Source organism: Neobacillus solisequens, from assembly GCF_051233465.1.
GTDB lineage: Bacteria > Bacillota > Bacilli > Bacillales > Cytobacillaceae > Neobacillus.
The window spans coordinates 176,477-189,999 of record NZ_JBKFGJ010000018.1 but is presented as its reverse complement, the minus strand read 5'-3'; the positions used below and the strand labels follow the sequence as shown (position 1 = coordinate 189,999).

Sequence of the window (13,523 nt, the reverse complement as noted above, 5' to 3'; positions counted from 1 at the left end):
TTCTTCTATTTTAAAACCATTTTATTTCCCGAAAAGAAGTGATGATACTTATCATAAAACCAACAATGGTCACAATTAACAGGGAATATAGAAGACGAGGATCATGAAGTAAAAACAGTCCTGTTAAAATAATAATGGCATCCATGATTAAGGCAATCACACCAACATTCCACTTTGACCACTTGGCAATCAGCAGTGCCAGTAAATCCATCCCTCCCGGACTAATATGGTGTCTCAGCATGACTCCAACGCCCATTCCAATCATGATAGCGCCGATAATCACACTGGTCTGAAGCGGCAAATGAACAACTCCATTCAAAGGAATCCACAAATCAATCATAATGCCGGAAATAATGGCGCCCAATAACCCATTCAAAAAGTAAGAAGGCTCCACTTTATAGGCAAACAAATAGACTGGTATATTGAGTAGGATAAAGGTAACCCCTACTTTTACCCCTACTAAATAGTTTGCCAAAAGACTAATACCAAAAAAACCGCCATTAATTAAATGAAAGGGGAGGATGAACCCGTTAATCCCCATCCCGATCATCGAACTACCAAAGCCTATCACAGCCAGTTTTCTCAACATGCCACCATTCCTTGTCCATGTTTTTTTACTACTTATATGTTAAAATAAAAAACTTCATTCTCATGGAATGGAAGACATAAAAATAGAGCCGATGATATCGGCTCTATTACAATATTCTAATCGTTACTCCGTTTTGCCACTGGTCAATTTCACCTTTAAGGTCATTTGCTTTCCATTACGGTACACTTCAAATTTCACATCATCACCGATTTTTACTTTTGTATATAAGTACTTTCTCAGATCAGAAGAACTTTCAATTTTGGTACCATTCATGGCAACAATCACATCCTTTGATTGGAACCTGGCACGCCCAGCAGCAGAATTAGAGTCAACATTCATGACTAAGACGCCCTTGGTTACGTTATTAGGCAGGTTCTGCCAATAAACCTGCGGTACCTGATCTAAATCAGCCAATCCAATTCCCAGATAAGGCCGCTCAATTTTCCCATTACTAATTAACTGATTGACAATTGGAATGAAATCACTGCTTGGGATGGCAAATCCCAATCCTTCCACACCACTTTCCGCGATTTTCAAGCTATTGATTCCCACAACTTGACCTTGAGTATTAATTAACGCTCCTCCACTATTTCCTGGATTGATGGCAGCATCCGTTTGGATGACATTTGTATCCCAGCTTCCAGCTGAAGTTGAAACGGAAATGGTACGGTCTGTCGCACTAACTATCCCTGATGTTACCGAACGTGAGAAATCAAGACCCAGTGGGTTTCCGATTGCATAAACCTGATCACCAGGACGCAGCTTAGTTGAATCTCCAAACTCTGCGGTTGCCGTTACATATTTAGAGTCAATTTTTAAAACAGCAAGATCCGTTAAAGCATCTGAGCCGACCACCTTAGCTGATGTTGTTTCACCATTATATAAAGAAACTTCTAGCTTCGTGGCGCCTTCAATTACATGGTTATTGGTCACGATATAAGCAGAATTGCCACTCTTTTGAAAAATAACACCTGAGCCAGACCCACTTTCCACACTCTGTGAAGAATTGTTGGTAGTATTGCCAAAATAGTCAACGCTTTGCTGTTGCTGATAATTAACAATTCCAACAATGGTTTTAGACATATTTTCAACGATATCGGCAATGGAGCTGTTTGATACGGCTGAAGGCTGTGCAGATACTGTTTTCACTTTGGAGGCTTGATCCGTTAACCCTGTTACCTGATTACCAACAGCAGCTTCATAGTTCTTTAAATAATCAGTATGCGGCAAAATAGTCAACGTTAAAACTGATCCGATTACCCCGGCAGCCACTGTCGAAGCAAAACCCTTTAAATATCGCGTTGCCGGTTTCTTTGGAATTTGATTGGTTGCACGGGTCGTTTCTATAGTAGGCTGAAGTGGTTCTTCTTGATTCGGTTTAAAATCGACATTTTCAGATTTAATCGTAAAATCGGCATCAACGGCTTGAACCCTTTCCTCCATCTCATTAGATTCATTATTTTCATTCATCTCAGATGAGTTCGTTTGATTTTTTTCAAATTCTTGATCTCTATTAAATTCCATCTCAATCGATCTCCTTTTGTGTATCTTTTAATCCTACCTATAAAATACACAATAATTCTTAACAAATTATTAACAAACTTTAACCAGATTGATAAATTTGTGAGAATTGGTATGGAGTAATCTACTATACAAGCGTTAATTTAACGTGATAATGGAATGATTTTAACCAGCATGATAATTTACATAATTTTCAATCCCTAAGAAAACAATATATATACTAAATAATATCGTGATTCGGAGGATGAACCTTGAATACAAATAGCACAATTCGATTAACTGCTCCGGAAATTGCAAGCCTTTGGACTCAATACATTTTTGATACCATGTCCATTTGTTTCTTTCGTTATGCACTCGAACATATCGAAGATCACGAAGTCAAATCGATTTACCAAACTTCCCTTAAAATATCTAAAAAGCATGTCCAAGAAATTACTGTATTTATGTTAAATGAAAACTATCCTATACCACTTGGTTTTACAGAAAAAGACGACGTCAACATCCACGCACCACGACTTTTTCAAGACCCTTTCTACTTAAATTATATTTATATCATGACTTTGCAAGGAATGACTGGATATTCTTTGTCTGTTAGTACTACAGTACGTTCTGACTTACGGAAGTATTTTATTACCTGTATGTCCGAAACGATGGAGCTTTTTGACCAATCCATTGACTTAATGCTTTCAAAAGGGATTTTAACTCGCCCTCCTGTTATTTCACCGCCCGATTCGATTGATTTTGTAAAGCACCAAAGTTTTTTAACTGGATGGTTGGGAGATCGTCGCTCGCTGAATGCTATTGAAATTGGGGATATTACTTTCAACTTGTTAAAAATGCATTTACATGCTGCTTTAAAAGTGGGATTTATCCAAGTAGCCCAATCACAAGAAGTTCGACAACATTTCAGGAGAGGACTTGAAATTGCCAATAAACATATAAAGATATTTGATTCGGTATTAAATGAAGATAAATTAAATTCACCAATTTCCTGGCAATCCATGATCACGAACTCTACATCTATGACCTTTTCAGATAAATATTTGATGTACCAAATTCAATTGTCTACACAATTAACCCTTTCATTTTATGGTTCTGCATTGAGTGTTAATGCAAGAAGAGATATAGGTGGTCATTACGTAAGATTAATTTTAGAACTTTTACAATTTGCAGAAGACGGAGCCAACATCATGATAAAAAATGGATGGTTAGAGCAGCCTCCAACAGCAAGTGACCGAGAATCTCTTGAAAAGGATAGAGGTAAAAAATAATTTTGCAGATAGACTGAACGCTAGGAACGATTCCTAGCTTTTTTATTTTGATGCACTTAATGGCTCAAGAACCCTAATAAACTACACCAACTACTTTAAGTACAAAGTATCATGTAAAAAAAAAAAAGCAAGGTTCATGCTAAAAACCTCGCTTTTTTTCATCCGTTCAATTTTCCCTTATTTTGGGAACCTGATAACGAATTTTGTTCCTTTTCCTTTTTCGCTATTTACATGGATGGTTCCATTATGAAGCAGGACTAATTGCTTTACGATGGATAATCCCAAACCAAATTCTCCATAGGGATTACTCCTACGGGAGAGATCTGCCTTATAAAATCGATGCCAAATATTCTCCACTTCATTGGAATCAATGCCAATTCCCGTATCCTCAATCTCGATGATTGTTTCGTTTTGCTCACTTTTTCCTCGGAGCCATATGGTTCCATTAGTAGTAAACTGAATACTATTTTTCGTAATGTTTATTAAAATTTGCAGCAAACGGTCATAATCTGCATTGATCATGACGTCATGATCTGCTTCTACCACAATGTGATTATTTTTTTCTTCTGCTTGAATACTTAATTGATCTTGAAGAATTTCTAGAATCTCGATTAATTGAATTTCTTCTTTATATAATTGAATCTGGTTTGAACGAATTTTTTCATAATCCAAGTTTTCATTGACAAGCCGGATTAACCTTCTCGCTTCTTTGCTCACCAGGTTAATTCCTTTTTCCCGATCTTCTTCGGGAATCATGTTATTCCTTAACCCTTCGATGACTCCGCTGATAGTGGTTAATGGGGTCCGCATCTCATGGGAAACATCGGCCATAAATTGTCTACGGCGGTTTTCCAGGCTTTCAATTTCTTCCATAGAAGCATTTATTTTATTGACCATGTGATTAAAATCTTCGGCCAATTCACCAATTTCATCAAAATTGGAGGATTGAACATGGACATTATAATTTCCTGATGAAACTTGGGAGGTCGCTTCCCGAAGTCTTTTGATGCGTTTCATATGAATTCGTGACAAATACCAGCTTTGCAGAAATGACACACCAAAAGCAAGTAGGATTGTATACAGCAGGATCTTATTTATTTGGCTAATCATCGCACTTGACCCGCTAATTGGTGAAGTCAACAGTACTCCTCCGATAAATCTGCCATGGTCGAGATAGGGCAAGACTACAAAGGTAACACCCTCCTGACCAAACCGTTTGTAATCACTTTGAACAATAATGGTTTGACCATTTGTAAGTTTTCTCCATTCTTTCGGTTGCAAGGCTTTAATGGCCGGTCCACGGTTATTCACCAAATAGATTTTTCCATCCTGATCAAACATGCTAAAGCCAATTTTCCTAGCTGCCAGAACATCATTATATTGACTGAGAATTTGAGCGGTCGCAATCGGATTCTGGTCTATATTAGAAATAATGGCCTTACCATATGAAATGAGTTCATCTGCTTTGTTTTTATATACAAGGTTTTCAAGATAATGAGCAAATAACAAACTTAATAGCAAAAATGCCACTAGAATAATACTAATATGGCTGAAGAACTGTTGATAAAAATATCTAAACTTCATCCGTTTTGGTGGAATCATCGAATTTATATCCTACCCCCCATACGGTATGGAAAAAGGTTTGCGAAGTGGTCTCTACCTTTTTTCTAAGCCGTTTAATGTGGACATCGACCGTTCGTTCATCCCCATAGAACTGGTAGCCCCAAACCCTTTCAAGCAATTGTTCCCTCGAAAAAACTTGGCGGGGATGTTCCACCAAATAATACAGTAAATCGAATTCTTTTGGGGTTAAATTGGAAATGGGAGCCCCATCGACAAACACTTCTCTAGTTGTCTTATTGACGTTAAAATGCTCCGTCGATAAAAGACCTTCATCCTCTTTTGGCATTTGGGTCTGATATCGTCTGGTAACGGCTTTGATGCGAGCCATTAACGTTAAAGGGCTGAACGGTTTGGTGACATAATCATCTGCCCCCATTTCCAGTCCGAGCACTTGGTCTGATTCGCTGTCCTTTGCAGTTAACATAATAATAGGAACGGTAAACTTCTCTTCTCTTATTTTTCGACAAATGGACACCCCATCCATACCGGGTAGCATCCAGTCTACAATAAGCGCATCCCAAGTGCCGCTTTTAAAACGGTTATATCCTTCCAAACCGTCATTAACAAATTCCCCATCAATGCCTTCTTTGGCAAAAAACATTTCAATCATGGAGCAAACACTTGTATTATCTTCAATCACTAATATTTTCACTATGAACTCTTCCCTTCGAAAAAAGGTTATCTGCTAATAGTGTAAACAAAATTCAAGTGATATCCAACTATCAGCTTCATTCTTCCTGATTAATTAATAGATTGTTCATAGTTTATTAATAATTTACGTTGTGAAACAGGGCTGTTGATTCCCGCTCCAGGCGGCTTCGCTTCCGCTCTAATCAACAGGGTTCTTTAACATATTATTAGGCATAAAAAAGAGGCCTTAAAATTAAGACCTCTCATCGATTTATTTCACTTTCACAGAGGCACCGGCAAATAGGGCTTCTGCATTGGCACCGAGCATTTTGTCGAGCTGAGATTCGGTGATGCCTTTTTCGCGTAATACAGGCAGTATTCTTTCAAAAATATTGCCGATATGCCAGTTTTCCATAATTTTTGTCACTTGTTCATCCATGACTAGAGGACGGCCGAGCCAAATATTTACGGAATCGTGAGCCAGTAAAATCTGGTCCTCATAACCATCCTCTAACAATGCCAAGAGAGTGGCAACCCGTTCATGGTCAAATGGAGCACCCACCAGAACCTGGATACCAAATCGGTCAAAGCCAATCCGGACACCTTGGTCTAAAACGGCCTTTTGATATTCAAGATTAGTATTCCCGCACATATGGCCGATAATGATTTTACTAGGATCAACCCCCAGTTCAATTAACATTCTGGCTTGCTCGGGACCCATCGTTCCTTCTTGCGTATGGGTCAGCAATACAATTCCTGTTTCCTGGTGAATCCTTGCAGCCGCACGGAAGAACATTTTTTCATACTCCGTGATTTCATCCTTGCTGGAGGCAAGTTTGATAATTCCTGGTTTTATACCGGTACCAGCAATTCCTACCTCAATTTCAGTTTTAAACATTTGATAGATTTCTTCTTCAGCGGAACCAAGTCCCTGCCTCATTTTAAAATAGGGCGTTGCCCCTTCACCCTCATAGTAATAACCGGTAGCACAAATGATTTGCAGCCCAGTTGCTTCAGAGATTTTTTTCAAAAATAACGGATTTCTCCCGCATTCATTTGGAGTCGGATCGACAACTGTCTGTACTCCATAACTTTGCATGAGACGTGCCACATTAATGGCAGCTTCTAAGCTTTCAGCCTCATTAAACGCACCCAGTGTTACATCACCTTGATAGCCCGGATATCCAAAAATAAAATGTTCATGAATTAGTGTTTTCCCTAATTGATCTACTGAAATTGGTCCTGTAACGGTTTCAACTGTTCTCAATCTTCTTCACCCTTTCAAATTATTAAAAAATGAAAATCCGGGTGTCAACACTTGGTGTATTCTTTTTTATGGCTCTAAAATCAACTTTCCTTGAGTTTTTCTTGATTGCAGTAAGGTATGAACAGCTGCCGCTTCCTCCAGCTTAAATACACCGCCAATTGTCAGTTTCAACTTTCCTTCGCCTAGATATGTAAACAGCTCAATCAAACTAGGCTGAAGCAATTGAGGTTTCCTCATGATTTGCGGCAGGAAGAATCCAATCACGGATTGATTTCTTGCCATTAGGGATGAAGGATAAAATCTGGATTGTTCACCGCTGGCCACCCCAAAGATGACTAGACGGCCGAATGTAGCAAGACATTTCAATGTCTTATAGAATACTTCGCCTCCCGCCATTTCAAGGGCAACATCTACCCCTTTTCCTCCCGTTGCTTCCAGAACCTGCTTTTCCCAGTCGGGCTCTGAATAATTGATGAGAACATCTGCCCCCATTTCACGGGCTAATTCCAGTTTTTCGGTTGTACTGGCTGTAGCAATTATTTTTCCAGCTCCAAATTCTTTGGCAAGCTGAACAGCAATGGTTCCAACCCCACCCGCAGCTGCATGAACCAGAACAGATTCTCCTTTTTCAAGCCGACCCATCGTCTTTAAAATATGGTAAGCACTTAAGCCCTGTAAAGGCAGTGCCACTGCCGAATGGAAATCTAATTGTTCAGGAAGCGGAATAAGACCTCGCTCATCAGCAAGAGCAAATTCTGCGTAACCACCTGATTCAATTAAGGTCGCTACTCTCATCCCAGGAGACACGGTTGTTACTTGGTCTCCAACTTCTACGACAACCCCTGCAATCTCCGCGCCAGGAATGAAGGGCAATGCGGTATGAACGACATATTGACCCTCTCTTCTGGCAGTATCTGCATAGTTCACTCCAACAGCTTTAATCTCGATCAAGACTTCCCGTCCGGTAGGTTTTGGTTTTTCAAGATCTACTAGTTTTAGTACCTCAGGACCGCCATATTCCGTAAATTGAATTGCTTTCATCTTTTTCCCCTACTTCCCTTTAAATGCTGGTCTTCTTTTTTCTTTAAATGCAGCGATACCTTCTTGATGGTCCTCAGTTTGAACCATCAGCATCTGAGTCAATCGCTCTTGCTCAAGTATTTCTTCTAATGAGGCAGTAAACGCCTGATCTACGATTTTTTTCTGTTTGCCATATGCCTTACCAGGACCATGGGCCAATTTTAATGCCAGTTTTGTCGTTTCTTCTTGTAACTTTTCTTGCGGAACCAAATAGTTGATAACACCAAGTTGATATAAACGCTCCGCAGAGATTGGCTCAGCCGTAAAGAAGAATTGTTTGGCAAGATGAGGGCCAATTAATCTTGGCAGAAAATAAGAGCCACCTCCATCAGAAATTAAACCAACCTGTGAAAAACTGAGGGCGAATTTACTTTCCTCTGCAGCAATAATTAAATCGCAGGCTAGCACTAAATTAAAGCCGGCTCCAGCCGCAAACCCATGGACAGCCGCAATAATGGGCTTCTCCGTGTCTTTCATTAGTAAGATAAGTTCGTTGAGTTTTCCAATATGTTCATAAACTTGGACACCACCGGCCTGCCCCATTGTTTTAACATCACCACCGGCACTGAATGAGCGGCCGCTTCCGGATAAAACAATTACCTGTATATCTTCATCTATTTGGGCATTCCTGATTGCATCCTTTAAACCTAAAATCATTTCAGGACTGAATGCATTCAAACTCTCTGGTCGGTTTAAGGTTAAGGAAAGTACTGGTCCTAATTTCTCCACTAGTAAATGTTCTTGCGTCATGCTCATCATCCTTTCTATCCTATCCATTATTTTCTTACAACCTGCTAACCTATTTAATTAACCAGCCACCATCAACTAACAAGTCAGTACCTGTCATATAGGAGGCGTCGGGTGATGCCGCAAATGCAATGACTCTAGCAATTTCCTCAGGCTTGCCTACTCTGCCCAATGCCGTATTTCTTTGGATTGCCCGGACAAAGCGTTCATTTTGCAAGCCCTCCTCTGTTAATGGTGTTTCTACAAACCCAGGGGATACCGAGTTCACACGGATTCCATGGGGCGATAATTCCAAAGCTAGCGCCCTGGTAAAATTAATGACGGCTGCTTTTGCCGCACTGTAATGAGGTATTTCCGCACCGGCTTGATGCCCGGATAAAGAAGCAACATTCACAATGGCGCGATGATGCTCCTCACGTTCCGCTCCTCTAACCATCAATTTGCCGAGCTCCTTAGAAACAAGGAAAACACTTTTTAAATTGACATCCTGAATAAAATTCCAGTCTTGCTCAGGCATCTCTAAAATTTTTCCATTTCGTGAGCCACCTGCATTATTAACAAGGACATGAAGATCTCCATAATGTTGCTCAACATATTCGGCTAATTCCACAACATCCTCCGCGTCGGTACAATCAGCTCGAAAAATTTCTGCCAACGGAATCTTACTTTTCCCGTTTATAATCGTGGCTGTTTCTTCAAGTTTGTTCCCTGTTCTACCGACTAAAATAACTTTAGCTCCTTCTTCAGCGAGCTGGATTGCAGTTGCTCTGCCAATCCAGCTGCCAGCACCTGTTACTACTGCAACCGTTTGCGAAAACCTCATTCAATTGCCTCCTTCAGCACTTCTTAAAATTTATCATGCGCGACAATCGTCGCATGCTGGATCAATCCATGAACAAATTGATGAAAGTTGGCAAATCGTGGGTCATTTGTTTGCCCTTTTTTAAACCGGTAATAGATTTGCTGACAAATGACGGCAAGTTTAAAATAAGCAAAGGTTATATAAAAATGAAGCTTTGAAACATCCCTGCCACTCTTTTTGGCATAAAGGTTAATATATTCCTTTCTAGTAAAAAAACCTTCATGGACCGCTGTAACAGGATCTTTACCCAGTCCTTTTTTTAACAGTTCGGAGTCATCCTGCAAATTCCAATAGCTCATCGCTGCACCTAAGTCAGCTAGCGGGTCACCTACAGTGGTCATTTCCCAATCAAATAAGCCTACCATCTCGGTAAAATCCTCATTAAACATCGCATTATTCAGCTTATAATCATAATGAATCACGGTGGATTCAGACTGCTTTGGAACGTGATCAATAAGCCATTTAATTAAGGTCTCTACTTCTGAGATTTCCTCTGTTTTCGCCCGCTCATATCGGCCAATCCAGCCTTGGACCTGCCTTTCCATAAATCCATCTGGCTTGCTTATTTCTAGCAGGCGTGTTTTTTTATAATCAAGCGAATGTAACTCTACTAAATTATTTACCATAATTTCTGAAATTCTTTTACATAGTTCAGGAGTGACGTCACGCCCCTCAGGAAAAGCGGTGTCTAAAACAATTCCATGCTTTCTTTCCATAATGAAAAAAGGACTGCCAACGATATCTAATCGATCTGAAAATAGGAAAGGTTTTGGAGCTGCAGGGAACAAAGGATTTAATTCTGAGAGGATTTTAAATTCCCTTTCCATGTCATGGGCCTTTGGTGCCACGGGGCCGAGAGGTGGACGTCTTAAAACAGCTTCCCATTCTCCCATCTTGATTTGGTAAGTTAGATTGGAATGACCGGATGAAAATTGGAGGATTTCCAATGGACTCCCGGGAAGTTCTTTGATATTTGTCCGTAAAAATTGCTCCAATACCGGCAAATTCAATTCCTCGCCTTTACGAACAGGAATTGTATCATTTCTCATTTGATGAGGCATGTAGCTCCTCCTTATTTTTTAATATTCAGAAACTTCAAGTGTAAACTTTGTACTTTTGCAACTCTTCTTGCAATAAGTCCGGTAAAGGTTTGCTTTGTTGTTCATCAAAATCAAAATAAACCATGATGGCATTGCCACAGGCAATCCGTTCATTTGTTTTGGCACAAATGATATCATGTTCTAATTGGAAACTTTTGGTACCGATTTTAGAAACGGTTGTTTTCACTAGTAATGTCTGATTAAAATATCCTTGGCTGAGAAAATCACACTTAGTGGAAGCAAGAATAAAATTCCAATTTTTTGAATCCATATTAAAACCTAATGATTCGAAAAAACGAATTCTAGCTTCTTCAAGATAAATAAAGTAACTTGTGTTATTGATATGGCCGATTGCGTCTGTTTCACCAAAACGCACGTTCACCTGGATTTCATGCATGACTTAATACACCTCATTGTCTAGAAAATGCTCAAGCAGCCATTTTTATGTCATTTTTATAATTCGATACTAACCGGTTGGTATGTGTTTTTTTAAAAAGAGGGGAATTTTAATATAAAATTCCTCTCTACACTTTTTCTCTTAATTTACTTGAATTCCCTTCAAAATCATTTCGACAAATATCTCCGCAACCTCTTGATCCGTACAAGGACCATTAGGATTAAACCACTGGTAGCTCCAGTTGGTGACCCCCAAAATCCCAAAGGTAATAATTACAGGATTTAGGTCACTGCGAAACTCCCCTGCTTGCATCCCTTTCTTGATCAGGTCTTCGAGATTATATCGAAATTTATCCCGCTTCGGAATCACTACTGCAAGACGTTCCGGACTTAGATTCTTCATTTCACGAAAGAAAATCTTAGCTGAAGACCCTTGCGTTTTTATATCGGTTATAAGCATATAAACGATTTCGGATAATTTTTGTTTACATGTCTTCTGTTGGTCATTAAAAATCTGTTCCTGTTGGACAAGCAGCTCATCAATATACCCCAAGTGGATATCCATTAATAGCTCTTCCTTACTGGAAAAATAATAATAAAATGTCCCCTTGGTTACCCCAATGGAGTCAACGATGTCTTGAATGGATGTTTCACTAAACCCCTTTTTTTCGAATAAGCGAATGCTTTGTCCTACTAGTTTCTCTTTCACTTTATTGTCCTCGCAATCTGAATAAATGTCCCGATAAAATTATATCATATTGTCATCTCACCTCTACATTGTTCCAAAAAAGATTATTTTTGCTATTTTTTAAGGGCTTCATCTCTTAACGCACGGCGAAGAATTTTTCCAACTCCAGTTTTCGGCAACTGATCACGAAACTCGATACTGCGCGGAACCTTATAAGCAGCAAGGTTTTGTCGGCAATATTGGATAATCTCCTCTTCAGTAGCTGTTTTTCCTGCCTTTAATACAATATATGCCTTCACATCTTCCCCTCTATACGGATCGGGTACCCCAATTACTACCGCCTCTTGAACAGAAGGATGTTCATATAACACCTCTTCAATATCACGAGGATAAATATTAAAACCACTGGCTATAATCATGTCTTTTTTTCGATCAACGATATATAAATAACCATCCTCATCCACCCTGGCAATATCACCAGTAAACAACCAGCCATCCCTTAGAGTATTGGCCGTTTCCTCAGGCATGTTCCAATAGCCCTTCATAATTTGAGGACCCTTAATGATTACCTCACCAAGTTCACCCGGCTTTAATTCCTCTGTACCAGTCGCAAGGTCGACGATTTTATATTCGGTGGATGGCACCCCAATCCCTACACTGCCCGGTTTCCTATCTGCAAACGGAGGATTACAGTGAGTGGTTGGAGACGCTTCCGATAATCCATATCCCTCTAATATTTTCGCACCTGTTTTTCCTTCAAACTCACGAAGCAGTTCCACTGGCATAGGGGCACTTCCACTATTGCAGGTTTTGATACTGCCGAGTCCGTATTCTTCAGCACGCGGATGGTTCGTAATCGCTACATACATGGTTGGAACACCTGGGAAGGTAGTTGGCTGTTCATTTTTTATGGTGTTTAATACTTCCTCTAAATCAAAGCGCGGGAGCATAATTGATTCCGAACCAGTGAAAATAGACAAATTCATACATGAAGACATGCCAAAAACATGGAATAGCGGTATAACCGTGAGGCAGCGCTCCTTGCCTAATTCAAATTCATGTTTGAAAAATTCATAGCATTGAATGACATTGGCCAATATATTGCGATGCGTCAACAAAGCCCCTTTAGAACGCCCGGTAGTCCCACCTGTATATTGCAGGACAGCCACATCGTGTTCAGGTTCAAAGTCAATTGGAAGTACCTGGCCATTGCCTTCTTTTAAAAATTGTTCAAAGATCCGGTCTGGTGAAAAATTATGTCCTGAAGGCTGAAAGCTGACAATAATGATATTCTTCAATTTTGTTCGCGATTGTACACTTTTCACTCTAGGGTAAAAAGCATCCAAGGTGACAATCGTTTCTGTTTCGGAATCGTTTAGGATATACTCCAACTCACGTTCTACAGACATTGGATTTACTTGTGTGACAATGCCGCCAGCTGACAGTACACCATAATAAGAAATAACATATTGTGGACAGTTCGGCAGCATGATCGCGACTCTGTCCCCTTTTTGCACCTGATTTTGCTGTAATGCAGAAGTAAAGGCCTGAACTGCAAAGGATAGTTCCTGATAGGTTATTTTTCTTCCATAAAAAGAGAGGGCATTATTGGTAGGATACTTTTCAGTTGTTTCTTTAAGAATGTGGGTTACGGTTTTGTTCGGAATTTCAACTTTATTTGCAATCGTTTCAGGGTATTGGTCTAACCATGCCTGTTTATTTGTCATCAATTTCCCTCCAAATTGGTTA

General features: G+C 39.7%; 13 protein-coding genes. 1 reads left to right on the top strand and 12 read right to left on the bottom strand.

Annotated features, from left to right (window positions below; genetic code table 11):
• Positions 1–10 precede the first annotated feature (10 nt).
• Positions 11–589, bottom strand: coding sequence for a YitT family protein (locus tag ACI3K6_RS17560; protein ID WP_435555859.1), 579 nt, complete (start codon positions 587–589; stop codon positions 11–13).
• 123 nt (positions 590–712) lie between these two features.
• Complete coding sequence (locus tag ACI3K6_RS17555; protein WP_435555858.1) at positions 713–2,113, bottom strand: S1C family serine protease; 1,401 nt, start codon at positions 2,111–2,113, stop codon at positions 713–715.
• Between the two features lie 248 nt (positions 2,114–2,361).
• Between ACI3K6_RS17555 and ACI3K6_RS17550 the strand changes: the two genes are divergently transcribed.
• The gene (locus ACI3K6_RS17550; RefSeq protein ID WP_435555857.1) at positions 2,362–3,381 is read left to right on the top strand and encodes a DUF3231 family protein; all 1,020 of its coding nucleotides are present in this window, start codon (positions 2,362–2,364) and stop codon (positions 3,379–3,381) included.
• Positions 3,382–3,558: 177 nt separating this feature from the next.
• Here the strand turns inward: ACI3K6_RS17550 and ACI3K6_RS17545 are convergent, their stop codons facing one another.
• The 10 genes from ACI3K6_RS17545 to ACI3K6_RS17500 form a co-directional block, all read right to left on the bottom strand.
• A complete protein-coding gene (locus ACI3K6_RS17545) occupies positions 3,559–4,965 on the bottom strand; it encodes an ATP-binding protein (protein ID WP_435555877.1) in 1,407 nt (468 codons plus the stop codon).
• Complete coding sequence (locus tag ACI3K6_RS17540) at positions 4,955–5,656, bottom strand: winged helix-turn-helix domain-containing protein (protein ID WP_435555856.1); 702 nt, start codon at positions 5,654–5,656, stop codon at positions 4,955–4,957. The genes ACI3K6_RS17545 and ACI3K6_RS17540 overlap by 11 nt, the downstream gene beginning before the upstream one ends.
• 249 nt (positions 5,657–5,905) lie before the next feature.
• The gene (locus tag ACI3K6_RS17535; protein ID WP_435555855.1) at positions 5,906–6,901 is read right to left on the bottom strand and encodes a phosphotriesterase family protein; all 996 of its coding nucleotides are present in this window, start codon (positions 6,899–6,901) and stop codon (positions 5,906–5,908) included.
• Between the two features lie 66 nt (positions 6,902–6,967).
• Positions 6,968–7,942 (bottom strand): quinone oxidoreductase family protein, encoded by a 975-nt coding sequence (locus tag ACI3K6_RS17530; RefSeq protein ID WP_435555854.1) that lies wholly within the window; start codon positions 7,940–7,942, stop codon positions 6,968–6,970.
• Between the two features lie 9 nt (positions 7,943–7,951).
• Complete coding sequence (locus tag ACI3K6_RS17525; protein WP_435555853.1) at positions 7,952–8,731, bottom strand: enoyl-CoA hydratase/isomerase family protein; 780 nt, start codon at positions 8,729–8,731, stop codon at positions 7,952–7,954.
• A gap of 49 nt (positions 8,732–8,780) precedes the next feature.
• The gene (locus ACI3K6_RS17520; protein WP_435555852.1) at positions 8,781–9,551 is read right to left on the bottom strand and encodes an SDR family NAD(P)-dependent oxidoreductase; all 771 of its coding nucleotides are present in this window, start codon (positions 9,549–9,551) and stop codon (positions 8,781–8,783) included.
• 23 nt (positions 9,552–9,574) lie between these two features.
• Positions 9,575–10,651, bottom strand: coding sequence for a phosphotransferase family protein (locus tag ACI3K6_RS17515; protein WP_435555851.1), 1,077 nt, complete (start codon positions 10,649–10,651; stop codon positions 9,575–9,577).
• 34 nt (positions 10,652–10,685) lie between these two features.
• Complete coding sequence (locus tag ACI3K6_RS17510) at positions 10,686–11,087, bottom strand: acyl-CoA thioesterase (RefSeq protein WP_335475233.1); 402 nt, start codon at positions 11,085–11,087, stop codon at positions 10,686–10,688.
• A gap of 141 nt (positions 11,088–11,228) precedes the next feature.
• The gene (locus ACI3K6_RS17505) at positions 11,229–11,795 is read right to left on the bottom strand and encodes a TetR/AcrR family transcriptional regulator (RefSeq protein WP_435555850.1); all 567 of its coding nucleotides are present in this window, start codon (positions 11,793–11,795) and stop codon (positions 11,229–11,231) included.
• 92 nt (positions 11,796–11,887) lie between these two features.
• Positions 11,888–13,501: a long-chain-fatty-acid--CoA ligase gene (locus ACI3K6_RS17500; RefSeq protein WP_435555849.1), complete on the bottom strand. Its 1,614-nt coding sequence runs from the start codon at positions 13,499–13,501 to the stop codon at positions 11,888–11,890.
• Positions 13,502–13,523 lie beyond the last annotated feature (22 nt).

Excerpts from the sequence above, each read along its gene's own strand:
- ACI3K6_RS17520 (WP_435555852.1), bottom strand. The coding sequence starts at position 9,551 with ATGAGGTTTTCGCAAACGGTTGCAGTAGTAACAGGTGCTGGCAGCTGG.
- ACI3K6_RS17530 (WP_435555854.1), bottom strand. The coding sequence starts at position 7,942 with ATGAAAGCAATTCAATTTACGGAATATGGCGGTCCTGAGGTACTAAAA.
- ACI3K6_RS17525 (WP_435555853.1), bottom strand. The coding sequence starts at position 8,731 with ATGACGCAAGAACATTTACTAGTGGAGAAATTAGGACCAGTACTTTCC.
- ACI3K6_RS17560 (WP_435555859.1), bottom strand. The coding sequence starts at position 589 with ATGTTGAGAAAACTGGCTGTGATAGGCTTTGGTAGTTCGATGATCGGG.
- ACI3K6_RS17510 (WP_335475233.1), bottom strand. The coding sequence starts at position 11,087 with ATGCATGAAATCCAGGTGAACGTGCGTTTTGGTGAAACAGACGCAATC.
- ACI3K6_RS17515 (WP_435555851.1), bottom strand. The coding sequence starts at position 10,651 with ATGCCTCATCAAATGAGAAATGATACAATTCCTGTTCGTAAAGGCGAG.
- ACI3K6_RS17555 (WP_435555858.1), bottom strand. The coding sequence starts at position 2,113 with ATGGAATTTAATAGAGATCAAGAATTTGAAAAAAATCAAACGAACTCA.
- ACI3K6_RS17545 (WP_435555877.1), bottom strand. The coding sequence starts at position 4,965 with ATGAAGTTTAGATATTTTTATCAACAGTTCTTCAGCCATATTAGTATT.
- ACI3K6_RS17500 (WP_435555849.1), bottom strand. The coding sequence starts at position 13,501 with ATGACAAATAAACAGGCATGGTTAGACCAATACCCTGAAACGATTGCA.